This is a genomic window from Streptomyces violens (assembly GCF_000717745.1).
Lineage (GTDB): Bacteria > Actinomycetota > Actinomycetes > Streptomycetales > Streptomycetaceae > Streptomyces > Streptomyces violens.
The window spans coordinates 163,720-188,508 of the sequence record NZ_JOBH01000005.1; the positions used below are offsets into that span (position 1 = coordinate 163,720).

Sequence of the window (24,789 nt, forward strand, 5' to 3'; positions counted from 1 at the left end):
CGCTACCCGTAGCCGTGAACCGCTCCCTGATGGCAGCGATGGCTGCGCATTGTGCCGAGGTGGCGGGGCGGGCGCCAACCGCGCTGTTCCGGGGCGTGCGGGCGGGGCGGATCCGGTACGGGGCCGTGGCTCAGCCGAAGAGCTCCGGCTCCTCGCGGCTGATCTGCTGGAACAGCGGCTGGTAGTTGATCCACGCGACCAGGTCGCTGCCGAGCTGCTCGCGCGTGCGGAGCGCGTCGCCGTGATCGATGAGTACGGGCTTACCGGCCGCCTTCGCGGTGAGCTGTACCTGGCAGGACCGTTCCATCGTGAGGAACCACCAGGCCGCGGCGTCCACGGAGTCGCCGACCGTCAGCAGCCCGTGGTTGCGCAGGATCACCGCCTTGCGCGGCCCGAGCGCGGCCGCGATCCGCGCGCCCTCCGCCTCGTCCACGACGACGCCCGTGTACTCGTCGAACAGCGCGTGGTCCTCGTAGAACGCGCACACGTCCTGCGTGATCGGCTCCAGCGGCTCGCCGAGCGCGGCCAGCGCCCTGCCGTACGTGGAGTGGCTGTGCGCCGCGGCGACGACGTCGGGGCGGGCGGCGTGGATCTGCGCGTGGATCGCGAACGCGGCCTGGTTGACGTGGTGGCGGCCGTCGACGACCTGCCCCTCGCGGTTGACGAGGAGCAGGTCGCTCACGGTGATGTGCCGGAAGGACATCCCGAAGGGATTCACCCAGAAGCAGTCGGTGAACTCCGGGTCCCGGGCGGTGATGTGGCCCGCCACGCCCTCCTCGAAGCCGTACCTCCCGAAGAGCCGCAGCGCCGCGGCGAGCCGCTCCTTGCGGTACCGGCGCTCCTCCTCGACGGTCGCGTGCGTCGGCGGCATCGCGAACCGGAGCTGGTCGGTGGGTATCGGCGTCGGTTCGGGCATGGCGGTTCTCCTCTTCGTACGCGTGCGTACCGGCGGCTCGCACCGGAAGCTACGCCGCCGTAAGTGAAGAGGCCAGTGGTGCCCGCTACTTCTCTTCCTGGCCGCTCATCGCGCGGACGCCGCGGAGCAGCGCCGAGTGGTCCAGGTCGCCGTCGCCGCGGGCCACGGCCGAGGCGATGAGCTGGGCGGCGGTGGCGCCGACGGGCAGCGTCGCGCCGACCGTGCGGGCGGCGTCCGTGACGATGCCCATGTCCTTGTGGTGCAGGGCGAGCTTGAAGCCGGGGCGGTAGTCGCCGGCGAGGAAGTTCGCCTTCTTCCGGGTCAGTACGGCCGAGCCGGCGAGCCCGCCGTTCAGCACCTCCAGCGCGGCTTCCAGGTCCACGCCGGACTTCTCCAGGAAGCCGATGGCCTCCGCGCACGCCTGCAGGTTGACGGCAACGATGAGCTGGTTGGCGGCCTTCACGGTCTGCCCGGCGCCGTGCGGGCCGCAGTGCACGATCGTGCCGCCCATCGCCTCGAACACGGGGCGGGCCGCCTCGAAGTCGGCCTGCTCGCCGCCGACCATGATCGAGAGCACGCCCTCGATGGCACCGGCCTCACCGCCGGACACGGGCGCGTCCAGCACCCGCACGCCGTGCTCCTTGGCCCGCGCGGCCAGATCGATCGACGTCTGCGGCGTGATCGACGACATGTCGATCAGCAGCGCGCCCTTTTGGGCATTGGCGAGGATCCCATCCTCCCCATACGCCACCTCTTCGACCTGCGGCGAAGCGGGAACCATCGTGATGACCACGTCGGCACCCCGGACGGCCTCGGCAATGCTCGCCGCCTCGGTCCCCCCGGCCTCAACCAGCGCCCCTGCCTTCCCGGGGCTGCGGTTCCACCCGCGAACGGTGTGCCCGGCCTTCGCCAGATTGACCGCCATCGGGCTGCCCATGATCCCGAGTCCGATGAAACCGATGGTGCTCATGCCGTACGCCCCACTTACTTCCGCATCGCGGACATCTGTTCCGTAGTACGGAATCAATTTTCCGCGGTGGAGGGTGGGGCGTCAACAGGGTGCTGTCAGCGGAGGCGTCTGTTGTTGATCGCGGTGAGATCGATGTCGATGGGGAAGGGGACGGTCAGCTCCAGGCGATTCTGGTAAACCCCGGAGAGCGCGTACACCCTCGTCGCGGGGTCGAGCTCGTAGACGTGCACGACGGGAAGCCCGTCAGCCGGCTCGACCCGCCAGTAGTGCGGGAAGCCCGCCTCGGCGTACTTACGCGGCTTGAGCTCGCGGTCACGCTCCACGGAGTCGTCCGAGACGGCCTCGACCGCCAGGAGGACGTCCTCGGGCCGCAGCCAGGTGCCCTTCGGACCGGTGTCCGCATCGGCCGGGACCACTGTGACATCGGGCGACGGACGGTTGCGCCTGTCCAGCCTGACGTCGAACTCCCGGAAGACGCCGAGGCCGTCCGGCACCTGGCCCAGCAGCCCGTACTCCAGCAGGCTCAGGACCCTGGAGTGGAACCGCGTCTGGGGGCTCATGAAGACGAGATTGCCGTCGAGCAGCTCGGTGTGCCTGGGGAGGTCCGGCAGCCGGTCGAGATCCTCCGCGGTCCAGCCGTCCGGCGGCGGAACGGGGTAGTGGTACTGCGTGTCCAGGGACATCAGAGGTTGTCGATCTCCGCGAGGTCGATGTCGATGTCGAAGGGGGTGGTGAGCTTGAGGCGTTCGTGGTGGACCGCGACCGGGTGGTACGTCCGGTCTTCCTTGTTGAGCTCGAAGACATGGACGGTCGGGCGGTCGTCGATGCCGGACATCTCCACGCGCCAGAAGTGGGGGATGCCGGCGCCCGCGTACTTGTGCGGCTTGGTGTCGCGGTCGCGGGCCTCGGACTCCGGCGAGACCACCTCAACGGCCAGCATCACATCCCTGGCCTGGAATTGGGTCTGCGTACGGGAGCGCGCCGCAACGGCCCGGACGACGGCGATGTCCGGTTCCGGCCCGTTCCGTTTGTCGATGGCCACGGTCATCTCGCGCACGACCTTAAGCTCAGGCGGCACGGTACGGCGGAGCCCGCTCACGAGAAGGTCGATCACGATGCTGTGGAAGTAGCGTTGCGGGCTCACGAAAATCAGGCTCCCGTCGAGCAGCTCAGTGTGCGGCGGGAGGTCGGGCAGCGTCAGCAGGTCGTCCACGGTGTAGCCGTCCTGCGGCGGCACCGGCCAGTGGTGCTCGGTCTCGGCGGTCATGAGTCCTCCCATGGACGGGATTCTGGGCCGTGCCGTCAGCGTACCCAGCACATACGACAACGCCGCCGCCCAAACGAATGAGCGACGGCGTCGGCGTTGACCGGGAGTGTCCCTACAGGAACGTCACTCCCACTCGATCGTGCCCGGGGGCTTGCTCGTCACGTCGAGGACTACGCGGTTGACGTCCTTGACCTCGTTGGTGATGCGGGTGGAGATGCGGCCCAGGACGTCGTACGGCATGCGGGTCCAGTCCGCCGTCATCGCGTCCTCGGAGGAGACCGGACGCAGGACGATGGGGTGGCCGTACGTGCGGCCGTCGCCCTGGACGCCCACCGAGCGGACGTCGGCGAGGAGCACGACCGGGCACTGCCAGATCTCGCGGTCCAGGCCGGCGGCGGTGAGCTCCTCGCGGGCGATCGCGTCGGCCTCGCGGAGGAGGTCGAGGCGCTCGCGGGTGACCTCGCCGACGATGCGGATGCCGAGGCCGGGGCCGGGGAACGGCTGGCGCTGAACGATCTCCTCCGGCAGGCCCAGCTCGGCGCCGACCATGCGGACCTCGTCCTTGAAGAGCTGGCGGAGCGGCTCGATGAGCTTGAACTCCAGGTCCTCGGGGAGGCCGCCCACGTTGTGGTGGGACTTGATGTTGGCCGTGCCCGTGCCGCCGCCGGACTCGACGATGTCCGGGTACAGCGTGCCCTGGACCAGGAACTCGACGGGCTCGCCCGCGGCACCCGCCTCGGCGATGATCTCGGCCTGGGCCTGCTCGAAGACCCGGATGAACTCGCGGCCGATGATCTTCCGCTTCTCCTCGGGGTCGGAGACCCCGGCGAGCGCGGAGAGGAAGCGCTCGGAAGCGTCGACGACCTTGAGCTGCACGCCCGTGGCCGCGACGAAGTCCTTCTCGACCTGCTCGGTCTCGTCCTTGCGCATCAGACCGTGGTCGACGTACACGCAGGTGAGCTGGTCACCGATGGCCTTCTGGACCAGCGCGGCGGCGACCGCGGAGTCCACACCACCGGACAGGCCGCAGATCGCACGCTTCGTGCCGACCTGCTCGCGGATCGCGGAGACCTGCTCCTCGATGATGTTGCCCATCGTCCAGTTGGGCTCGATGCCGGCGCCGCGGTAGAGGAAGTGCTCCAGTACCTGCTGGCCGTGCGTGGTGTGCATCACCTCGGGGTGGTACTGCACGCCGTACAGCTTCTTCTCGTCGTTCTCGAACGCGGCCACCGGCACGACGTCCGTGGAGGCCGAGACCGTGAAGCCCTCGGGAGCGGCGGAGCAGGCGTCGCCGTGCGACATCCACACCGACTGCTCGGCCGGGGTGCCCTCGAAGAGCGTGGAGCTGGTCTTGGAGACGGCCAGCGGGGTGCGGCCGTACTCACGCGCACCGGTGTTGTCCACCGTGCCGCCGAGCTTCACGGCCATCAGCTGGAAGCCATAGCACATGCCGAAGACCGGGACACCGGCCTCGAACAGGGCACGGTCGATGCTCGGGGCACCTTCCTCGTAGACCGACGACGGACCGCCGGAGAGGATGATCGCCTTGGGGTTCTTCGCGAGCATCTCCTCGACCGGCATGGTCGAGGGCACGATCTCGCTGTAGATCCGCGCCTCGCGGACGCGGCGGGCAATGAGCTGGGCGTACTGCGCGCCGAAGTCGACAACGAGGACGACATCCGGGGCGGCGGCGGGGGGCGCTGCTGGCACTTCGGCGGCCTTCCGGCGGTGGTGGAGCTACGGGGTTGTGCTTTCGATTCTACCGGGCACATACTGAGCCCCATGTTCACGCAGCTGACCTTCGCCTTTACCTATGGCACCGGCCCGTCCGGCTGCCATGGTCGCGCTGCATGAACCGCTGATCACAGCGACAAGCGACTTCCCAGCCGCCCCGGGCCGTACAAGGCCCGGGGCGCTGTGTTTTCCCCTCCGGGCGGTGCGGTTCCAGGGCCACGGACCACGGGACCACGGGATCCCGAAGATCCCCGTAGACCCTCAGAACCCCAGGAGACGGATATGAGCAGCAACACGGCCGGCAACGCGACCAGCATCACGACCAAGCCCCGCCCGGAGACCGGTGCGCGCACCGAGGAGGCCGCCGCCGTGATCGGCGACGCGCGCCGGCGGATCGACGATCTCGACGGCCGGATCATCGGCCTCGTACAGGAACGGATGGCCGTCTCGGCCGTGATCCAGAAGGAACGGATCGCCTCGGGCGGGCGCCGGGTGAACCTCGCCCGCGAGATGGAGGTCCTGGAGCACTTCCGCGACCAGCTCGGCCGGCCCGGCACCGCGCTGGCGATGACGCTGCTGGAGCTGTGCCGCGGGCGCATCTGAGTTCGGGCGGCGCCACCCGTACGGGGTCCGGGGCGGCGGCTCACCCGTACGGACCGTGACCGGGCGGCTCGGGGCTTCGTTGTTCCCGGTGCCACGCCAGCCAGGCGCGGCCTGCAGGACTACGCGTAGACGCCGCCCCGTGGGCGGGAACGCCGAAGCGATGAGACGCCGCCCGGGTTGAAGCGGACGGCGCCGTGGGACCTCGCTGCGGTGCTGTGGCCGGTCGGCAGGGGACAGCAGCCCGGTCACATCCGATGGGGCGGTCGGCCCCGGGGACGCCTGGGGCCGACCGCATCCGGTCGAAACGGTTGCGCCGGATGTGGCGCATCCAGCACGATGCATGAAGAGCCGATTACCTCGCATCGAGGTGGCTCCCGATACTGCCATTGGTCTATACCGGTAGAGCCTCGCCGGGTTCTTACAGAACCAGCAGAGCCTCACAGGCGCCCTCCCCCCGGCGCCTTCCTTCGGCGCCGCCGCTGCCCTGACGACGGCGCCGAGCAGCAAGGGCCCCGCGGTCGCCCGCACCCCCCTCGCGGACGGCACCTCGGGGCCCTTCGCTCTGCCCGGACTCTGCCTTTACGAGCTCTCGCCCGCTCGTCGCCGCTCGTCGGTCCGCAGATATATGCAACTTCGCGTGCAACCTTTGAGCCATGTGGCTGGTCATGCACTCGTAAACGCACGGCCATACCGCGCCCCACCGCGACGGCCCGCTACCGATTCGTGCCTCCCCCTCGGCACTCCGGACCCACGAAGAGGTCTTGACACGATGAAGCTTCGCCGTGCACTGACGGCTGCCGCCGCGACGGCCGTCCTCGCTCCCGCCGCGCTGCTTGCGGCGCCTGCCGCGTATGCGACGGAGGGCGACCCCACCACGCCGCCGTCCGCGTCCCCCTCCGAGGTGCCGGAGGAGCCGGCGCCCAGCGCGAACGCGCCGGAGACGGAGGCGCCGACCGAGGAGCCCTCGGAGAGCGCCGAGCCGACGCCCCCGCCGTCGGAGGAGGAGCCCACCACCGAGCCGTCGGCCTCCGCCCCGACGACCGAGGAGCCCACCGAGGGCACGACCGAGAAGCCCACCGGTACGCCGTCGGCCACTCCCTCCGAGACGCCCACCGAGGAGCCGGTCTGTGAGAAGGAGTCGGAGGAGGCGGCGATCACCACCACGCTGCGCGGCCTGCCCAGCCAGGTCGTGGCCGGCTCCGGGTGGCACAACTTCACCTTCCGGGCGACCAACGTCTCCGAGCAGGCCATGAAGTCCGTCGACGCCTACGTCATGCTGTCGGCCATCGACAAGGACGACTTCGACGATGTCTCGCACCTGCTCACGGTGCAGTGGCTGGACGAGGCGTCCGGCACCTGGCACACCATCGGCGACGAGGGCTACTTCGCCTCCACCGCCGATCTGGCGTCCGGTGAGTACTCCGACGCCAAGCTGCGTCTGAAGGTCGACGCCAAGACGCCTGGCAGCTACGGCTTCGCCTTCGCCATCGGCGCGTACCACGACGAGAAGGACGTCTGCGGGTTCTCCGAGGGGTCGGAGTACGAGTTCGACGTGCTGGTCGCGGGGAGCAAGCCGGGCACGGTGCCGCCGGCCACGGGGAAGCCGGGCGGCAAGAAGCCCAGCAAGCCGGCGCCGCAGGGCGGGATGAAGGAGCTGCCGGTCTCCGGGAAGCTTGCCGAGACCGGGTCTTCCTCGGCGCTGCCGATGATTGCGGCGGTGGCCGGGGTGACGATGGCCGTGGGCGCCGGGGCGATCTTTGTGGTGCGTCGTCGTAAGACGGATGGCGCTGCCGCGTAACGGCGGTTGAGCTGTGAGGGGCCGCGCCTGGGTTGCCGGGTGCGGCCCCTCGTCGTACCGGTCAGAGATGTCCTCAATCGCCGGACGGGCTGGACTTTGGGACCTTCGGTACCGGGACGAACGGGAGATTCAGGGCCGCGAACGCCTTTTCCGGGACTGCCGGGCTGTGTGGCTGCACCGGTGTCAGGCGTTGGTATGGGTGGCCGGGGGCCGGGCGGGGGTCCTGTTCGCCCTTGTTCGGCCAGAGGGACATCGCGCGTTCGGCCTGGGCAGTGATCGTGAGGGACGGGTTGACGCCGAGGTTCGCGGAGACCGCGGAGCCGTCGACGACGGAGATGCCGGGGTGGCCGTACAGGCGGTGGTACGGGTCGATGACGCCGTGGTCCGCGTCCTCGCCGATCGGGCAGCCGCCGAGGAAGTGCGCGGTCAGCGGGGTGCCCATCAGCTCGCCGACGTTGCTGCCGGGGAAGCCGTTGATGTCCTCGGCGATCAGCGTGGCGGCCTGGGCGGCGGCCGGTATCTGTGCCGGGTTGGGCGCGCCGTGGCCCTGCCGCGCGGTCAGCAGGCCCTTTCCGATGCCGCCCGGCTTCCGGTACGTGGTCAGGGAGTTGTCCAGGGACTGCATGACCAGGCCGATGATGGTCCGCTCCGACCAGCGGCGGTTGGAGAGGGAGCGGAGCGAGAGCACGGGGTGGCGCGCCGACTTGGCGAGGAAGCCGAGGACGCGGGCCGCGGCGCCGTCCCGTACCGGGACCTGGAAGAGGGACAGGCCGCCCATCGCGTTGGAGCCCTTGCCGTAGCGGACCGGTTCGATGTGGGTGTCGGCGTCCGGGTGGATGGAGGACGTGATCGCCACGCCGCGGGTGAAGTCGACCTTCTTCTCGCCGGTCTTCTTGCGGTAGCGGCGGTTGTCGGTGAGGGCGCCCACCAGGGCCTCGGAGTTGGTACGGGTCAGCTCGCCCAGCTTGGGCGAGAGGTGCGGCAGCAGACCGGTGTCCTTCATCTTGTGGAGGAGGGTCTGGGTGCCGTACGTGCCGGCGGCGATCACGACCCGGCGGGCGGTGAAGGTGCGGCCCTTGCCCTTGCGCTTGTCGTCGGTGGGCAGGGTGCGGACCGCGAAGCCGCCGCGGGAGTCCTCGGTGAGGGCGACGACGGAGGTCATCGGGTGGATGACCGCGCCGGCCCGCTCGGCGAGGTAGAGGTAGTTCTCGGTGAGGGTGTTCTTCGCGCCGTGCCGGCAGCCGGTCATGCACTCGCCGCACTCGGAACACGCCCTGCGGGACGGGCCCGCGCCGCCGAAGTACGGGTCGGGCACCTCGCCGCCGGGCGCCGCCTTCGTCGCGCCGTCGGCGTCCTTGCCGTCGCCGAAGAAGACGCCGACCGGCGCCATGTGGAAGGTGTCGCCCACGCCCATCTTCTCGGCGGCAGCCTTGAGGTGGACGTCGGAGGGGGTCAGGGTCGGGTTCAGTCGTACGCCGAGCATGCGCTGGGCCTGGTCGTAGTACGGCTTGAGCTCGTCCTGCCAGTCGGTGATGTGGCCCCACTGCTGGTCGTCGAAGAACTGCTTCGGGGGGACGTAGAGGGTGTTGGCGTAGTTGAGCGAGCCGCCGCCGACTCCAGCGCCTGCCAGGACCATGACATTTCCGAGCAGGTGGACGCGCTGGATGCCGTAACAGCCCAGGGCCGGGGCCCAGAGGTAGTTGCGGATGTCCCAGGAGTTCTTGGGCAGCGTCTCGCGGGTGAAGCGGCGGCCGGCTTCCAGAACGCCGACGCGGTAGCCCTTCTCGGTGAGACGGAGGGCGGATACGGAGCCGCCGAAGCCGGAGCCTATGACCAGTACGTCGTAGTCGTAGGCCGGCTGCTCCTGGTTTTGGGCAGAGTTCTCCCCTGGCATCGGCGCTCCTTGAAAGTGTGCGGGTCGGGGCTGGGGGGTCAGCGGAGGCGAATGGCCTTCATGGCCTTGAGGCTGAGGGACATGAAGGCGGCGTACTTTTCGTCGTCCATGCCGAAGGACGGGGCCAGGGGCATGATGCGCTGGTGGGCGACGGTCTGGGCCTCGGTGTACTTGAGGATGCCCTCGGAGCCGTGGCGGCGGCCGAGGCCGGAGTCGCCCATGCCGCCCATCGGGGACTGGACGCTGCCGTAGCCCGCCGCGTAGGACTCGTTGACGTTGACGGTGCCGGTGTTCAGCCGGGCGGCGATCTTGCGGCCGCGGCGGCCGTCCTTGGTCCAGACGCTGGAGTTCAGGCCGTAGGGGGTGGCGTTGGCGAGGGCGATCGCTTCGTCCTCGTCGCTGAAGCGGTAGATCGAGACGACCGGGCCGAAGGTCTCCTCGTTGCAGACGGCCATCGGGGCCTGGACGCCGTCGAGGATGGTGGGCTCGTAGAAGAGCGGGCCGATGTCGGGGCGCGGCTTGCCGCCCGCGAGCAGCTTGGCGCCCTTGGCGACGGCCTCCTCGACGTGCCGGGTGACGGTCTCGAGCTGGCGCTCGCCGACGAGGGAGCCCATGTCGGCGCCGTACGCGAGGGCGTTGCCCAGCCGCATGGCCTTCGTACGGGCCGCGAAGCGCCCGGCGAACTCGTCGGCGATCGACTCGTGGACGTACAGCCGCTCGATGGAGATGCAGAGCTGGCCCGCGGAGGAGAAGCAGCCGCGGACGGCGCCGGCGGCGGCCTTGTCGATGTCCGCGTCGTGCAGCACCAACATGGCGTTCTTTCCGCCCAGTTCGAGCGAGCAGCCGACGAGGCGGGCCGCCGCGCCCTGGGCGACCTCGCGGCCGGTGCGGGTGGAGCCGGTGAAGGAGACGTAGTCGGCGTGCTTGACGACCTCGGGGCCGACGACCGGGCCGTCGCCGATCACGACCTGCCAGACCTCCGGCGGCAGGCCCGCCTCGATGAGCTGCTCGCGCGCCCACAGGGCGGTCAGCGCGGTCTCGGTGTCGGGCTTCATGACGACGGCGTTGCCCGCGACGAAGGCGGGAAGCGCGTCGCCGACGGAGAGCTCGAAGGGGTAGTTCCAGGGGGCGATCTGGCCCACCACGCCCTTGGGCTTGCGGAGTTCGGTGACCTTGGTGAGGGTCGGCACGACGCCGGTGTGGCCCTTGGGCTTCAGGTATGCGGGGGCCTTGCGGCCGTAGTGGCGGGCGGCGACGGCGACCGCCTGGATCTCCTCGTGGGCGTGCAGCCGGGCCTTGCCGGTCTCCAGCTGGATGAGGTCCAGCACCTCGGCCTGGCGCTGCAGTACCAGGTCGTGGAAGCGGAGCAGGACCGCGGCGCGCTTGCGTACCGGGGTGGCCGCCCACTGGCGCTGGGCCACGCGGGCCCGCTCGAAGGCCTCCGCGACGTCCTCGGGGGTGGATTCGGGCAGCTCGGCGAGGACCTCGCCGGTGAACGGCGTGTGGTTCGCCGTACTGCCGCTGCCGACCACGCCACGGGTGAGGCGGGCGACCAGGTCCTTGGTGACCACGTCGGCGGCGGTGCGGCTGCCCGCGGCGGCGGAGGCGACCGGGTTGCCGTCGGCGGGGGCGGTCTGTGCGGTGTCCAGCGAGTCCGTCATGGCGCCGAGCGTATGCCTCCCGACACGCTTTGTGTACCCGGGAGTAATGAGTTTTCACCGGCTGCCCACAATTACGCCAGTGATCACTGGCCAGGACGCTGCTGTACAGCGGTTTCGTCCAGCGGCGACCGGCGGACGATCAGCCGGTCAAGGGCGGACGAAGCGCCCGGAAGGTGGCCAGCGCGGTGTCGAAGTGTCGTTTCGCCACGGTCCGGTCGCCGGCCGGCGCGGAGATCCACACGTCGTACATCCGGCCCCCCTCGTCCCAGCTCAGGTCGTACGTGCGGCGCGGGCCGCCGTCCTCGGGCCCGCCGTCCCAGGTGAACTGCCACAGCGCGGCGCGATGGCCGCCGTGGGTGGTGGCGGTGACCTTGCCGTCCCGGTAACCCCGGTAATTCTGCGGGCCGTTGATGTGCGCGTCGCGCATCGTGCCCAGCGGTCCGCCCTGCTGCGGCGGCTGCACGTGAATGCCCAGCCGGAACCGGCGGCCGACGGAGTAGTAGTACACCCGCGGCTTCTCGTAGGAGCGCGTGAACCCGTCCGGTACGGCGAGCGCGAAGCCCTGCGGGTCGCGGACGGTGGTGTACCCGGCCGGGACGGTGGGCGCAGGGGTGGCCGTACCGCCCTGGCCTGGACTTTTGGACGCCGTCGGGGTCGGGCTCGGGGAGCGCGTGGCGGGCGCCCTGCCGTCGTCCGCGCCCCGCCCGTTCAGTACCAGCGCGGCGATCCCGGCGCCCGCGGCGGCCAGTGCCAGCGCGGCGGTCACCGCGAGCAGTACGTTGCGCACGTTCCGGGTGCGTCCGGTGTGCGGACGCGCGGCGGCCGCCAGCGCCCGGCCGTCGAACGCGTCCCGGAGCGGCGCGGGCTGCCGGGCGGGCCCGGTCAGTAAGGGCGGCCGCTCCTCGGCGGTGAGCGCGCCGCCCGGCTCCGGCATCCGGCCGGTCTGGAGGTAGCCGCGCAGCAGCCGCTCGGTGGCCGCGACGGTCAGCCGGCGCTCCGTGTCCCGCCGCAGCAGCCCGGCGACGACCGTGTGCAGCGGCCCGGCCGCCTCGGGGATGCGGATGTCGTCGGAGACGACGGCGTGCAGCACACCGCCGATGGAGTCGCGGTGGAAGGGCGTCTCGCCACCGCTCAGTACCGCGCACAGCAGCACCCCGAGGGACCACAGGTCGCCCTCGGGCCCCGTCCCGCGGCCCGCCATCCGCTCGGGCGCGGTGTACTCGGGCGAGCCCACGAACGCGCCGCTCTCGGTGAGCGTCGTGGCACCCGGCACCTGCGCGATGCCGAAATCGGTGAGAACCACCCGGCCCGTGCCCGCCTCCAGCAGGACGTTGGCGGGCTTGATGTCGCGGTGCAGGACGCCTCTGGCGTGCGCCACGCGCAGCGCGCCGAGCAGCGCGACGCCGATCCGGGCCGCCTCGCGCGGGGCCAGCGGTCCCCCGCTCGCCAGCCGGTCGGCCAGCGAACCGCCGTCCACCAGCTCCATGACCAGCCACGGGCGCTCGTCCTGCATGACCACGTCGTGCACGACGATCACGTTCGGATGCTTGATCTGCGCGACCGTACGGGCCTCACGCAGCATCCGGTCGCGCTGTACGGAGGTGTCCGCGTCGTCCCGGTCGTCGTCGAGGTTCAGCTCCTTCACCGCGACCTGCCGGCCCAGCAGTTCGTCGGTGGCCCGCCAGACCGTGCCCATGCCGCCGCGGCCCAGCCTCCCGTCCAGCCGGTACCGGCCGGCGATCAAGCGGCCGTGTCCCCCGAAGCTCCCCATGGAGGCCATCTTGCCCCACGGTCACCGAAGCGGAAGGAGCGGGCAGGCGCCTTCGCCCCGGTGGCCGCACGGCCTCTCCCCCTGTTGCCGCACGGGGCCGAAGTGATCAACTGTCGGCATGGAGGCAGTTGTTACCAGCGTGGTGGCCGTGGTCGGCACGCTCCTCGGGGCCGGGATAACCCACTTCTTCCAGCGACAGGAGACCGAGCGCAGCCACGCCCTCGCGCGCGACGAGAAGCTGCGGCAGGAACGCATCGACGCCTACTGCGCGTTCGCGGGCACGCTGCTGGACTACCGCCGCGTGCTGGTCCACCGGTGGTTCGTCCTGCACGACGAGGACCGCTGCGACGAGGACAGCCCCGAACTGCGCGAGGAGCAGTACAAGACGCGGTACGCCGCGCACGAGGCGATGTTCCGCGCACAGCTCGTCAGCGACGACGCCGAGGTGGTGGAGCTGACCGAACGGCTGCTGGCGGATGTGACGCAATTGCACTGGGTGGACGACCGGGACGAGCTCACCGAACTCCGCGCCCGCACCCGCCAGGAGATCCGCGACTTCGTCACGGCGGTCGCGCGACGGGTGCGCTGAAGGATGCCGCGGCGGGCCCGCGGGGCCCCGGGGCACGCGACACACAGGCGTGGAACCTCCGTACCTGCGCACGCCGTCCTTGAACAATGACAGTGGACGGCGGGCATACCGCAGTACGGGTGCCCGCAATGCGAGAACGCGGCGCGGAGCGGTGGCGCGCGGCGGATCGGGGGTCGGTCATGGTGATGCAGGACGGCGGGCTGCTCGATGTGCGGCCGGGCGCCGACCCCGGCCGGGCGACGCCCGAACACAGCGGCGCCTACCTCGCGACCGGACTGGCCCTCGGGCTGTACGCGGGCGCCCTCGTCGCCTGGGTCGTGACCGGCGTGGCCGACGCCCGGGTGGGCCCGCTGGACTTCGTCGAGGGGCTCTTCAACCCGCTGGCCGGCCCCGTGGGCGCGCTGGGGCCGCAGGAATGGGCGCTCGCGGTGGCACTGGCGGCGGTGGCCGGCGCGGCGCTCGCGCAGCGCACCCTCGCCCGCCCGGCCGCCCTGCTGCTCGCCTGCCTGGTGCTCGCCCGCTCACTGCGCGAGGGCGTCGGACTGCTGCACCCCGGCTACCGCTCCGCGTACAGCTTCGAGGCGATGGGCGGCTGGACGCTGGCCACGCACGTGCTCGGGCTGCTGGCCGGGGCGGTCGTACTGTGCGTCCTGCTGCCCGCGCGCACGGAGCCGGGACCGGCCGCCGGGGCCTGGTGGCGCGGGCGGCTCTCGCGGATCTGCGGGGTGCTGTTCGTGCTGGCCGGGCTGGTCCAGGCGGCCTGGACGGTGCGGCTGCTGACCGACGGCACGGAGGGAGCCGGGGAGTGGCTGGCGGGCGCCTTGGACGCGGCCGTGCTCCCCTCGGCGGACGCGCCGGTCACCGGGCCCGGATTCGCCGCGCTCGCCGCGATCACCGGCTGGCTGGTGGTCGGCGGGCTGGCGCTGAGCGGGCGGCGGGACATGCGCGGCGCGCTGCTGGTCTTCGCCGCGGTACAGCTCTACCTCACGGTGCGGACGGTGGTCGGCTACGCGGTCACCGACGCCTTCAGCGCCGGGACGCGCAGCGCCGAGGGGACGCTGGACCTGGCCACCACCGCGTACTTACTGGCCGCGATGACCTCCGTACTGGTACTCACCACGGGACGGGCGTTCAGCCCCTGCCCGGGCACCACGCACTCCTGGGCGCGGACCCGGCCGGAATGACGGACGCGGCCCCGGTAGGACGCATTCCGTACGGAAACACCACAGGCGGCCGTCGCGTGTGGGGGTCGCGGCGGCCGCCGGTGTGAGCTGCACCGCGTGGACGGCTTGTGGCCTCCTCAGTGGTGCAGCATGAGAGCACTCTGCCCGCGGGTGCCGTCCCGCGGCATCCTCCGCAGGTCGCGTGCGGACCCCCGCCCTCCGGCGGGGGTGGCACCCCGCCGAAGCGGAATCGGTACGGCACGACAGGAAGGGGCGACCGGTGATCCGTGTCGCTGTGGTGGACGACGAGCGGCTGGTGCGGTCCGGGCTGCGGATGATCCTGGGGACGGCGCCGGACGTCGAGATGGTCGCGGACTGCAGCGGCGCGACGGCCGTGGAGACGGTCCGGCGCAGCGCGGCGGAGGTCGTGCTGCTCGACATCCGGATGCCGGACGTCGACGGTCTGACCGTACTCCGCGGCCTGCGCGCCGCCTCCGAGCCCCCCGCCATCGCCATGCTGACCACCTTCGACGCACAGGAGTACCTGACCGCCGCGCTCCGCGAGGGCGCGTCCGGCTTCCTGCTGAAGGACTCCGACCCCGAGCAGCTCATCCGCGCGGTGCGCACCCTCGCCGCGGGCGGCAGCGTGCTGGACCCGGGCGTCACCCGCGCCGTCATCGGCGGCTATCTGACCGCCGAGACCCAGGCGGCCGCCGCCGAGGCCGTACGCGCCCTGACACCACGGGAGTCGGAGGTCCTGGCGCTGCTCGGCGAGGGCCTGGGGAACGCGCAGATAGCCGCCCGGATGGGCCTCGCGCCCAGTACGGTCAAGGACCACGTGAGCGCCCTGCTGGGCAAGCTCGGCGGCATCAACCGGGTACAGGCGGCAATCGTCGCGGACCGCGCGGGGCTGGTCACGGGAGGTCCCAGATGACGCCGGCCGCGGGCGCGGAGGCCCCGGTGGAGACAGCTGCGACCGAGACGGCCCCGGCGGCCGGTCCGCCGGTCGGCACCCGCGCGGCCCGGCTGCGGCACCGCGCCGTCCTCCTCGTCCCCACCCTGCTCGGCATCGCCGACTCCTTCCTCGTCAACGACCTCGACCAGCCGCTGGAGCTGAGCGTCTCGCTGCTCGCCGCGTTCGCCCTCCTGCTGCGCCGCCGACTCCCGCTGACCGTCTTCCTGGCGACGATGCCGGGCCTGTACATCGGCTACATCTGGTTCGCACCGATGATCGCCCTGTACACGGTCGCCGCGCTGCGGCCGGGCCGCGCCCGCCTCGGCTGCTGCGCGTTCCTGCTGATCGCCGCGCACTTCTTCCCGTATCCGATCTCCGACCTGGAGATCACCGCGTACCGCGAGAACACCCTGGTACTGATCGACGCGTCGGTCACCTCGGCCGGGCCGATCGCCCTGGGCCTGCTGGTGCGCACCCGGCGCGAGCTGGCGGCGCGGGTCGCGGAGCTCACCCGCAGCCTGGAGCGCGAGGACCGGCTGATCGCGGACCGGGTGCTGGCCACGGAGCGGGCCCGGCTGGCCCGCGAGATGCACGACGTGGTCGCCCACCAGGTCAGCCTGATCAGCCTGCAGGCCGGGGCGCTGCAGGTGGCCTCGGAGGACGCCGCGGCGCGGGACGGTGCACGGACCATCCGGCAGCTGTCGGTACGGACGCTGGAGGAGCTGCGGCACATGGTCGGCATCCTGCGCGCCGCGGGCGGCGGCCCGCGCGAGGCCCCGGACGACGCGGCGCAGGACCTCGCACCCCAGCCGGACCTGGCCGAACTGCCGCGGCTGATCGAGATGTCGGCGCTGGACGTGACGTACGAGAACGGCGTGGACGGGGACGCGCCGACGGACCGGACCGTGGAGCGCGCGGCGTTCCGCACGGTGCAGGAGGCGCTGACCAACGTACGCAAGCATGCGCCGGGGGCGCGGGTCCGGGTCCGGGTCGAACAGCCCCGGGCGGCGGACGCGGGACTCCTGGTGGAGGTACGGAACGGCCCACCGGACGCGGGCACCGACGCACCCGCGCTGCCCGGCGGCGGACACGGGCTGGTGGGCCTGCGGGAACGGGCGCAGAGCCTGGGCGGCACGCTGGAGGCCCGGCCCACGCGGGACGGGGGTTTCGTGGTGCGGGCGGAGTTTCCGCAGAGGGTGGGGTGAGGGAGGCGGGGCGGGCGGCGGGCGTTGTCAGACCCTCCCGCTACTGTGTTGAGAAGGGGACCTCGCAACCCCCCATTGGGGGAGAAAAGCGGGGGAAACGGTACGGCGGAAGGCGGCGAGGGGGCTAGCGGCGAAGCGGCTGGGTCACGCCGACAGCGGTGCCGCTGCCTCGTCGACCGCCGTCGCCACGTCCGGGTACACCTCGAAGAGGCGGCGCACGCCGAGTGCCGCGAGTACGCGGTTCACGTGCGAGCCGTCGACCGCGCCCTGAGCCGGCAGGATCAGCCGCAGCCGGCCCTGGCACGAGCGCATCAGGCGGCGCGCGGCGATCAGTACGCCGACGCCGCTGGAATCGCAGAACTGCACGCCCGAGAGGTCGAGCACCACACTGCGGCGCCCCTCGGCGACCGCGTCGTGCACATGCTGACGCACCGAGGGAGACGTGACCAGATCCATCTCACCGGAAACCTGCAGTACGGCCCAGGGCCCCTGCTCGTCTTCTGCCACCTTCAACGTCACGCGCTCGAAGCCTTTCGCTCGCTTTCGGACCGGACGCCTCCGGAGGCCATCCGGAACGCACCCTTCCCAGCATCGGCTGCCCGGCCTTGCCCCCCTGAAACTCGAAAGAATTCCGCGCGCAACAGGCTGCCAGTACCCAGGCTATGCCCTGGATCATCGACTTTTCTCTCCGCACCCGGTCACGCACGAATAACGCGCGGGCAAAAACGGGCATGAACGGTCTGTATCAGTCGAGTTCTGACCGATAGCCGAATCAGAAAGTGACGGGACCTATACCATCCGCAGTCGCCGCACGGCTCGTTTTGCCGTAAAGGAAGGTGCACCGACGGACCGGAGCACTACATTCGATGGCACGGTGGACGCACGACGGACTCTGTGACGATGGACTTCTGTGACGGCGGGCACAGCGGCGGCGGAGAAGGGGGGCCGTGGATGGTGAACGAAGCGCCACCGCGCTGGGACAGGCGGATGCAGCAGCGGCTCGCGCGCGGTGAAGCGGCCGCGCTCGGAGAGCTGTACGACCGGTTCGCTTCGCTTGTGCACAGCCTCGCGCAGCGCGTTCTGGAGGACGAGGCGGCCGCCGACCGGATCACCCGCGAGGTGTTCGGCTACATATGGGAGAACCCCGACGCGTACGACCCCAAGCAGGGCTCGCTGCGCTCCTGGGTCGCCACGCTCACCCACCGCCAGGCGGTGCACCGGCTGCGCCAGGCCGAGGCCGCCTCCGCGCTGGACTGCGGCGCGGACGCGCCCGGACCGGCCGAGATCGAGCAGAAGATCAACGCCGCTTCGACCGCGGCCCGCGCCGACTACATCGTCACGTCCATGCCGGCGCCGCTGCGCGCCGCGCTGGAACTGGCGTACTTCCAGCGCCGCGACTACCGCCAGACCGCCGCCGACCTCGGCGTCACCGAGGTCGAGGCGCGCCGCCGGCTCCGGCTCGGCCTGCAGCTCCTCGCCACCGCGCACAACCACCAGGCGGGGCCGCCTGCTCCGGGACGCCCCGCGACACCACCGCCGCCGGGCTCCGGATACGGACGGGCGCTGTGAACGGCCCGGAGGACTGGGACCGTTACGGCCCGCAGGACCCGGAAGGCCCCGGCCGCCCGTGCCCGGGCCGCGGTGAGCGCCCGCGCATACCGTCCCCCCGCCGCCCGGCCGAGGACCAGGGCCCGCTGCCGGACGTCCGCGCGTCCCGGCCGGACGAGGACCCGCCGGAGGCACGGCAGACGCCGGAGGAACGGCGTACGCCCGAGGAGCCGCGGCAGACACCGCAGCAACGGCAGACGCCGGAGGAGCAGGAGGCCCCCGAGGACGCGGGTGCAGAGGACGCCGCCACGGAGAAGGACGGGACCACGGACCAGGACACCGCCGGCGCCGGCCTGCCCGAGCTGCCGCACGCCGTGCTCAAGTCGCTGCTGGGCGCTGGCCGCCTGCTCGCCCGAGGAGACCGCCGCCGTCGAGGCGCACCTCACGGACTGCGCCGCGTGCGCGGACGAGGCGCTGCGGCTGCGGGACGCCGTCGGCCTGCTGCACCCCGCCGACAGCCTGGACCTGGACCCGCTGCTGCGCAGCCGGGTCCTGGAGAACTGCCTGGGCCGCCGCCCGGCCCGTATCCCGGTGCCCGAGTGGGCGGGCCCGTACGACGCGGAGACCGCCAAACTGGACGCGCTGCTGCGGGACATGGGCGAGTCGGAGTGGCGGGCCCCGGTACGGCTGCGGTGGTTCGAGAACGACCGTGAGGCCGGCCGCACCACGACCGTCGCCGGCGTCATCGGCCATCTGATGTCCGTGGACGGCCTGGTCGCCACGGCCCTCGGGCTCACCGACCCGCTGGGCGCCGAGGTACCGGAGGACTCCCCCAGCGATCCGACGGAGCGCACGCTCGCGTACTGGCGCACGGCGGTGCACGAGGAGTCCCCGCTCGCCACCCGCGAGCCCTGGCGCGAGCAGTCCCACGCGCTGATACGGACGGTGGCCTTCGCGGGCCGCGGGGTCGCCGAACTGGCCGTGCCCTACGGGGACTTCCGGCTGCCGCTGCGCGACTCCCTGCTGGAGCGCGCCTTCGAGTGCTGGGTGCACGCCGGTGACATCGCCGACGCCGTGGATTACCCGTACGAGGCGCCGGCCGCGCATCACATGCACGGCATGGTCGACCTGGCGGCGCGGCTGCTTCCGTCCGCGCTGGCGGTACGGCGGCGGGCCGGGCTGGCCGCGCCGCCCCGGCGGCTGGTCGAGGCGGGCACGCCGGGGCGCACGCTGCACCTGGAGGTGGAGGGCAGCGGCGGCGGCCACTGGTACATCGCGCTGGACTCGCCCGGCGCGCTCGGCACACCGGACCGTACGGTCGCGCACATCGCGCTGGACAGCGTGGAGTTCTGCCAGCTGGCCGCGGGGCATGTCTCGCCCGAGGACGCGGCGGCGGGGCAGCACGGCGAGCGGGACGCGATCCGCGAGGTCCTCTTCGCGACGGCTTCACTGTCGCGCCTCTGAAGGCTGTCGCGCCTATGAACGCTCTCGCGCCCCTGGCCGGTCGGACCGGTCAGAGGCGCGAGGAGCGGTACCTCAGGAAGTCGGCCGTCAGGCGAAGACGACCGTCCGGCTGCCGTTCAGCAGCACGCGGCGCTCGCTGTGCCACTTCACCGCGCGGGCCAGCGCCTGGCACTCCACGTCCCGGCCGACGGCGACGAGCTGGTCCGGGGTGACGTCGTGGCCCACCCGCGCGACCTCCTGCTCGATGATCGGGCCCTCGTCGAGGTCGGCGGTGACGTAGTGCGCGGTGGCGCCGATCAGCTTCACGCCGCGGGCGTGCGCCTGGTGGTACGGCTTCGCGCCCTTGAAGCTCGGCAGGAAGGAGTGGTGGATGTTGATGATCCGGCCCGACAGCTCCTTGCACAGGTCGTCGGAGAGCACCTGCATGTACCGGGCCAGTACGACCAGCTCGACCTGCTCGGCGCGGACCAGCTCCAGCAGCTGCGCCTCGGCCTGCGGCTTGTTGTCCTTCGTCACCGGAATGTGGTGGAAGGGGATGTCGTACGAGGAGACCAGCTCGGCGAAGTCGGTGTGGTTGGAGACCACGGCCGCGATCTCCACCGGCAGCGCGCCGATGCGGGAGCGGAAGAGCAGGTCGTTCAGGCAGTGCCCGAACTTGGACACCATCAGGATGACGCGCATCTTCTCGTCGTTCCGGTGGATCTGCCAGTCCATCTGGAAGGAGTCGCCGACCGCGGCGAAGCTGGCGCGCAGCTTCTCCAGTGTGACGGCGGTCTCGGCGCGGAAGTGCACCCGCATGAAGAAGAGTCCGGTGTCCCGGTCCCCGAACTGCTGGCTGTCCACGATGTTGCACCCGGTCATGAAGAGGTAGCTGGACACCGCGTGCACGATGCCCTGCTTGTCCGGGCAGGACAGGGTCAGGACGTACTGGTCGGAGAGGGCGGGCTGCGACTGGCTCATGAGGACAAAGGGTCGCACATTCCGGCCCGCCGGTCACCGCCCGCTCCCCGGTACCGGGCAGTGGGCACCGCCCGCGTGGCCCGGCTCACTCCTGCGGTTCCAGTCCCCTGGTGAGGATGGCCAGCACTTCGAGAGAGCGCGGGGGCGTGTCGGGGTCCTCGCCGTCGGCGGTCGCCATGCGGACGTGGGCGTCCCGCGCGGCACGTACGGCCTCGGGCCAGCCGTGGTGCTCCAGGTAGGCGGCCACCGGGGCGTCCGCGCCGACCTGGTGGAGGATGCGCAGCACCCGCAGCACGGCGACGTCGACCAGCGAGGCTTCCTGGGAGTCCCGGAATATCGTGCCGACGTACTTCTCGGCGGACCAGTTGTCCAGCCAGGTGTCCTCCACCAGCCGGTACACGGCGTCGGTCACATCGCCGTAGCCGGGCAGGCCGGCCAGCCAGGTCTCCTGCTGGAAGACGGGGTCGGAAAGCATGTGCAGCGCCGAGCGCACATTGGCGCGCCAGCGCCACCACGGCATGTCAGTGAGCGGCATGGCGCCCATGGTGGTCGAGCGGCGGCCGCGACGGGAAGACTTCTCCGAACCTTGCACAACAATCGATCGTACGTTCTTGGACACGGGGCGACCGGCAGGGGGGCCGGGGCCGCCCATTTCCTGCTGTTCACCTTCGCGTCACTTTCCGTTACCCGGCCGGCACTCAGGTGTTATGCCCTGGCCGGAAGGGTGCCGGTACATGACCGGATGGCGACGTTCCTTTCCCCGCTTCTGCCACCGCGCCACCGTGATCCGCTCAGCGACGGCGGGCGCGGCGGCCATGGCCGCCCTGCTGACGGGCTGCGGCACGCTCCCCGGGGCCGACGGGAACGCCGCCGGGGCCGGTGAGGCCCCCATCACCGTGATGACCTGGGCGCCCGCCGGCACCAAGGGCACGAACATGGCCGGAATGCCCGCCATGGCCGAGGCGTACGCCCGCTGGGTCAACTCCAAGGGCGGCATCGCCGGCCACCGGCTGAACGTCCTCACCTGCAACGAACGCAACGAATCGGTGGCCGCCGCGCGCTGCGCCCAGAAGGCGGTCGCCGCGCACGCCGTCGCCGTCGTCGGTTCGTACAGCCGCCAGGGCCGCTCCTTCATGGCTCCGCTGGAGGCCGCCGGCATCCCGTACATCGGCGGCTACGGCGTCACCAGCGAGGAGTTCGACAGCCCGCTGTCCTACCCGGTCAACGGCGGCCAGGCGGCCCTGCTGGCCGGCAACGGGCGGCAGCTCGCCGCCGAGTGCAAGCGCGTCTCGCTGGTCCGCCCCGACACCATCCAGGGCGACCAGATGCCGCCGATCCTCAACGCCGGGCTGGCCACCGAAGGCCGCTCGCCCGCCCACGACATCCGGGCGCCCGAGAACGCCACCGACTACACCGACGCGGCGCAGACCGCGCTGGACGAGGTCGGCGCCGACCCGGCGTTCTACGGGACGGCGGAGTTCGGCGCGCGGGCCAAGGGCGCCTGCGTGACCGCGACGCTCGGCGAGCACACCGACACCTTCTTCGACTCCTTCCGGCGCCTCCAGGAGGACAACCCGAAGGTGCAGATGGCGTCCGTGCTCGGCAGCGTGAACCAGACGCTGGTGGACCGTACGGGCGGCAAGTCCAGCCCCCTGGAGGGCGCGCTGGTCACCGGCTGGTACCCGGACGCCCGCGACCGACGCTGGCAGCCCATGCGCGACGTGATCACCGAGCACGCCTTCAACGACAACCGCATCGACCCGGCCGACGCCGGCGTGCAGACCACGTGGATCGCGTACACCGTGCTGCGCGCGATGGTCGAGCAGGTCACCGAGGAGGGCAAGGACGTCACCGCGCACTCGCTGCAGCAGGCGCTGGACCGCGGCGACCGGGCCGTCGACACCGGCGGTCTGACCCCGAAGCTGCGCTGGCGCTACGACGACATGCTCGCCGTGCAGTCCTTCCCGCGGATCGTCAACGCAATGGTGACGTACCAGATCGTACGGGACGGCCGGCTGGTCACGACGCACTCCGGCTTCAGCAACCTCGCGCGGACGCTGGAGAAGCCGCGCCGGGACGCCTGACCGAACTGAGCGGGCCCCGGCGACGCCGGGACGCCCGCTCGGCTAGAGCTGCTCCGGGCTGTGCTCGGTCAGGCCGTACTTCTTGGCGATCGGGTTCCAGAGCTTCGCGGCTTCCTTCTTGGCCGTGGTGGCCTGCCCGCTGGCGGTGTTGCCCGCCACCGCCGCCTTCGTGCCGCGCGCCTTGCCCTTGTGGCAGCCCTTCTTGCCCGCGTGCGCGACCTGGTCGGCCCAGGTGGCGTAGTGGTTGTCGGCCGCCGCCGAGGACTTCCAGGCGTTGGTCAGCGCGGTGGTCAGCTCGATGTGGTCGGGGAGCTGGTCGGTGGAGAGCTTCCCGAGACGGGTGACCAGGCCGTTCCGCTGGCCGGCCGCGTCCCGCAGGTCCTTGGCCGCGGCACCGAGCTTCGTGCAGGACTTGATGTTGCCGACCGCCCCGATCACCGCGGAACGGCTGTTGTTGCTGTCCTTGAGCAGCGCGTCCAGCTCCTTGGCCTGTACCTCGGCGGGGTCCGCGGTCGGCGAGGGCTTGGCCTGCTTCACCGTGCCCGCGTTGCCGGCATCCTTCTTCGCGCCGTCGTCGTCGCTGCCGCTGAGCGCGTAGCCGACGCCGAGCCCGGCGCCGACGCAGACCACCACGACCGCGCCGATGATCGCGGCGGGCGCGAGCTTGCGGCGGCGCCCGCCACCACCGCCGTGACCGTGACCGCTGCCGGAGCGGCCCTCGGGCGGGTACGGGCCCTGGGGCGTGAATGCGGGGTGCTGCGGCGCGGGGCCGCCCGGCTGCTGGGCTGCATGGCCGGGCTGCTGCGCGGCGAAGCCGGGCTGCTGGGGCGCGGGGCCCGGCTGTGCGCCGTAACCCTGCCGGCCGCCGTGGCCCTGCGGCGCCGCGGGCGGCTCGAAGCGGGGCATCTGCTGGGTGGACGCGGGGGACTCGGCCTCGGAGGCACCGGCCCCGGCACCGCCCGGCCCGTCGCGGAAGAGGCCGTCGAACTCGGCCGGGGTCGGCCGGTCGCCCGGCATCCCCGGCCGGATGGCGAACGGCGCACCCGGGGGCGGCTGCGGCGTGCCACCGCCGACCGGCGGGATCAGCTGGGTCGCCGCCTCCGTGCCATCGGGGGAAGCGGGCGCCTGCGGCATGACGGGCCGCCGCAGCATCGTCGTGGCCTCGGCGTCCGACTCGGGCCGCTTGTTCTCGGGCGGCAGCGAGCCGTTCTCGGGCGGCAGCGAGCCGGGCATGGGACCGGCGGCCCCCTGCGGCGCCGGCATCGGCTGCGCGCCGGGCCCGCCGGCGAAGGGCTGGATGAGCTGGGTGGCCTCGCTGTCGTCGGCGGCGGGCGGCAGCGGCCCGGCGCTCTGCGGCGGCAGCGGCGCGCCGGCCTGCCGCTCGGCACGCACGAGCGCGCCGCCGGTGGCGTTCCCGGCCTCGTCCGTACTGGATTGGGGGGCTGGACCGGGCTGGGCGTCCGGACCGGGCTGAGGGCCGGCGGGCTGCTGCGGGTAGCCGTAGGCGGGGCTCGGAGCGCTCGGGGCGGCACCGTAGGCGGCGGCCTGGCCGCTGTACGGGTTCTGCTCCCCGTAGGAGGGCTGGGGCTGCTGGGGCTGGGCGTACGGGGACGGCGCACCGTACGAGGGCTGCTCGCCGTAGGAAGCCTGCGCCCCATAGGAGGGCTGCTGCTCACCGTAAGAAGGCTGGGCACCGTAAGAGGGCTGGGCACCGTACGCGCCCTGGCTCGCGGAACCCGTCCCGGTCCCGGCCCCCGCCCCGGCCGACGGCTGCTCCGGCGGCATCGGGGGTACCGGCGGCTGCCCCTGGGGCGGCGGCGGGTACGCGCCCGGCTGCTGCGAGTACGCATCCGGCTGCTGCGGCGCGTAGGAGCCCTGCTGCGGCGCCTGGGACGGGCCCCACGGCTCGCCCCACGGCTGACCGGCGGCCGGCGCGGACTGCTGGTCGGGCACGTACGGCTCGCCACCGTTCGCGGGCAGCACCACGCCCTCACGCGCGGGCCCGCCCGCAGGGTTCTGCGGGTCGCCGCCCTGTCCGCTCTGCGTCACCGGGACTCCTACTTCTGCTTCTTACGGAATCGTCGGCTCACGCTACCGGGTAGCAGTCACGTTCGACCACGTCCCCTGGTCACCGGCCACTTGACGCACACCGGCACCACCCGTCGATTCCGGAGGATCGACGGACAAAGAGGACGCAAGGCAGACAC

At 72.0% G+C, this 24,789-nt stretch carries 19 protein-coding genes and 2 pseudogenes; 9 read left to right on the plus strand and 12 right to left on the minus strand.

The annotated features are described in order from the left end of the window. Positions 1–130: 130 nt before the first annotated feature. The 5 genes and pseudogenes from IF04_RS0111440 to guaA all read right to left on the minus strand — a co-directional run. Positions 131–922: pseudogene (locus IF04_RS0111440) on the minus strand (class II aldolase/adducin family protein); the annotation flags it as partial. Between the two features lie 79 nt (positions 923–1,001). After that, entirely contained in the window at positions 1,002–1,886 is an 885-nt protein-coding gene (locus IF04_RS0111445; RefSeq protein WP_030254310.1) for a 2-hydroxy-3-oxopropionate reductase, read from the minus strand. A gap of 95 nt (positions 1,887–1,981) precedes the next feature. Further along, a complete protein-coding gene (locus tag IF04_RS0111450; RefSeq protein WP_030254313.1) occupies positions 1,982–2,569 on the minus strand; it encodes a Uma2 family endonuclease in 588 nt (195 codons plus the stop codon). Further along, complete coding sequence (locus IF04_RS0111455; protein ID WP_078600179.1) at positions 2,569–3,165, minus strand: Uma2 family endonuclease; 597 nt, start codon at positions 3,163–3,165, stop codon at positions 2,569–2,571. Before IF04_RS0111455 ends, IF04_RS0111450 begins: the two co-directional genes overlap by 1 nt. Positions 3,166–3,276: 111 nt before the next feature. Next, complete coding sequence (gene guaA, locus IF04_RS0111460; protein WP_030254318.1) at positions 3,277–4,863, minus strand: glutamine-hydrolyzing GMP synthase; 1,587 nt, start codon at positions 4,861–4,863, stop codon at positions 3,277–3,279. 306 nt (positions 4,864–5,169) lie between these two features. Between guaA and IF04_RS0111465 the strand changes: the two genes are divergently transcribed. After that, positions 5,170–5,490, plus strand: a complete 321-nt coding sequence (locus tag IF04_RS0111465; protein WP_030254321.1) for a chorismate mutase — start codon at positions 5,170–5,172, stop codon at positions 5,488–5,490. A 769-nt stretch (positions 5,491–6,259) separates the two neighbouring features. Further along, complete coding sequence (locus IF04_RS0111470) at positions 6,260–7,288, plus strand: LAETG motif-containing sortase-dependent surface protein (RefSeq protein ID WP_030254325.1); 1,029 nt, start codon at positions 6,260–6,262, stop codon at positions 7,286–7,288. A 73-nt stretch (positions 7,289–7,361) separates the two neighbouring features. Here IF04_RS0111470 and IF04_RS0111475 read toward each other — a convergent pair whose 3' ends face one another. The 3 genes from IF04_RS0111475 to IF04_RS0111485 all read right to left on the minus strand — a co-directional run bounded on the left by IF04_RS0111475 (position 7,362) and on the right by IF04_RS0111485 (position 12,614). After that, positions 7,362–9,182, minus strand: coding sequence for a GMC family oxidoreductase (locus tag IF04_RS0111475; RefSeq protein ID WP_030254328.1), 1,821 nt, complete (start codon positions 9,180–9,182; stop codon positions 7,362–7,364). 38 nt (positions 9,183–9,220) lie between these two features. Further along, positions 9,221–10,843: a succinic semialdehyde dehydrogenase gene (locus tag IF04_RS0111480; RefSeq protein ID WP_030254330.1), complete on the minus strand. Its 1,623-nt coding sequence runs from the start codon at positions 10,841–10,843 to the stop codon at positions 9,221–9,223. 139 nt (positions 10,844–10,982) lie between these two features. Then, positions 10,983–12,614 carry a serine/threonine-protein kinase gene (locus tag IF04_RS0111485; protein ID WP_030254333.1) on the minus strand — a complete coding sequence of 544 codons (1,632 nt, stop codon included), beginning with the start codon at positions 12,612–12,614 and terminating at the stop codon, positions 10,983–10,985. Between the two features lie 118 nt (positions 12,615–12,732). On the opposite strand from IF04_RS0111485, the gene IF04_RS0111490 reads away from it, so the two are divergent. The 4 genes from IF04_RS0111490 (at position 12,733) to IF04_RS0111505 (ending at position 16,526) form a co-directional block, all read left to right on the plus strand. Beyond that, entirely contained in the window at positions 12,733–13,203 is a 471-nt protein-coding gene (locus IF04_RS0111490; RefSeq protein WP_030254336.1) for a hypothetical protein, read from the plus strand. Between the two features lie 179 nt (positions 13,204–13,382). After that, positions 13,383–14,387, plus strand: coding sequence for a hypothetical protein (locus IF04_RS38675; RefSeq protein ID WP_051831123.1), 1,005 nt, complete (start codon positions 13,383–13,385; stop codon positions 14,385–14,387). 259 nt (positions 14,388–14,646) lie between these two features. Continuing rightward, positions 14,647–15,300: a response regulator gene (locus tag IF04_RS0111500; RefSeq protein ID WP_030254341.1), complete on the plus strand. Its 654-nt coding sequence runs from the start codon at positions 14,647–14,649 to the stop codon at positions 15,298–15,300. Next, a complete protein-coding gene (locus IF04_RS0111505; RefSeq protein WP_078600181.1) occupies positions 15,297–16,526 on the plus strand; it encodes a sensor histidine kinase in 1,230 nt (409 codons plus the stop codon). Before IF04_RS0111500 ends, IF04_RS0111505 begins: the two co-directional genes overlap by 4 nt. A gap of 144 nt (positions 16,527–16,670) precedes the next feature. Here IF04_RS0111505 and IF04_RS0111510 read toward each other — a convergent pair whose 3' ends face one another. Next, a complete protein-coding gene (locus IF04_RS0111510) occupies positions 16,671–17,045 on the minus strand; it encodes an STAS domain-containing protein (RefSeq protein ID WP_030254346.1) in 375 nt (124 codons plus the stop codon). Positions 17,046–17,477: 432 nt separating this feature from the next. Between IF04_RS0111510 and IF04_RS0111515 the strand changes: the two genes are divergently transcribed. Both IF04_RS0111515 and IF04_RS35645 read left to right on the plus strand, forming a co-directional pair. Beyond that, entirely contained in the window at positions 17,478–18,095 is a 618-nt protein-coding gene (locus tag IF04_RS0111515; RefSeq protein WP_030254349.1) for a sigma-70 family RNA polymerase sigma factor, read from the plus strand. Then, positions 18,092–19,538, plus strand: a pseudogene (locus IF04_RS35645) (MDMPI N domain containing protein). The gene IF04_RS0111515 and the pseudogene IF04_RS35645 overlap by 4 nt, the downstream one beginning before the upstream one ends. An 87-nt stretch (positions 19,539–19,625) precedes the next feature. On the opposite strand, the gene purU reads toward IF04_RS35645, so the two are convergent. Then, entirely contained in the window at positions 19,626–20,498 is an 873-nt protein-coding gene (gene purU, locus IF04_RS0111525; protein ID WP_030254351.1) for a formyltetrahydrofolate deformylase, read from the minus strand. 85 nt (positions 20,499–20,583) lie between these two features. Continuing rightward, the gene (locus IF04_RS0111530; protein WP_078600211.1) at positions 20,584–21,096 is read right to left on the minus strand and encodes an SCO4402 family protein; all 513 of its coding nucleotides are present in this window, start codon (positions 21,094–21,096) and stop codon (positions 20,584–20,586) included. A 136-nt stretch (positions 21,097–21,232) separates the two neighbouring features. Between IF04_RS0111530 and IF04_RS0111535 the strand changes: the two genes are divergently transcribed. After that, positions 21,233–22,582 carry an ABC transporter substrate-binding protein gene (locus tag IF04_RS0111535; protein ID WP_030254358.1) on the plus strand — a complete coding sequence of 450 codons (1,350 nt, stop codon included), beginning with the start codon at positions 21,233–21,235 and terminating at the stop codon, positions 22,580–22,582. Positions 22,583–22,624: 42 nt separating this feature from the next. Here the strand turns inward: IF04_RS0111535 and IF04_RS0111540 are convergent, their stop codons facing one another. Next, on the minus strand, positions 22,625–24,631 hold the full coding sequence (locus IF04_RS0111540) for a hypothetical protein (RefSeq protein WP_030254362.1): 2,007 nt from the start codon (positions 24,629–24,631) through the stop codon (positions 22,625–22,627). Positions 24,632–24,789 lie beyond the last annotated feature (158 nt).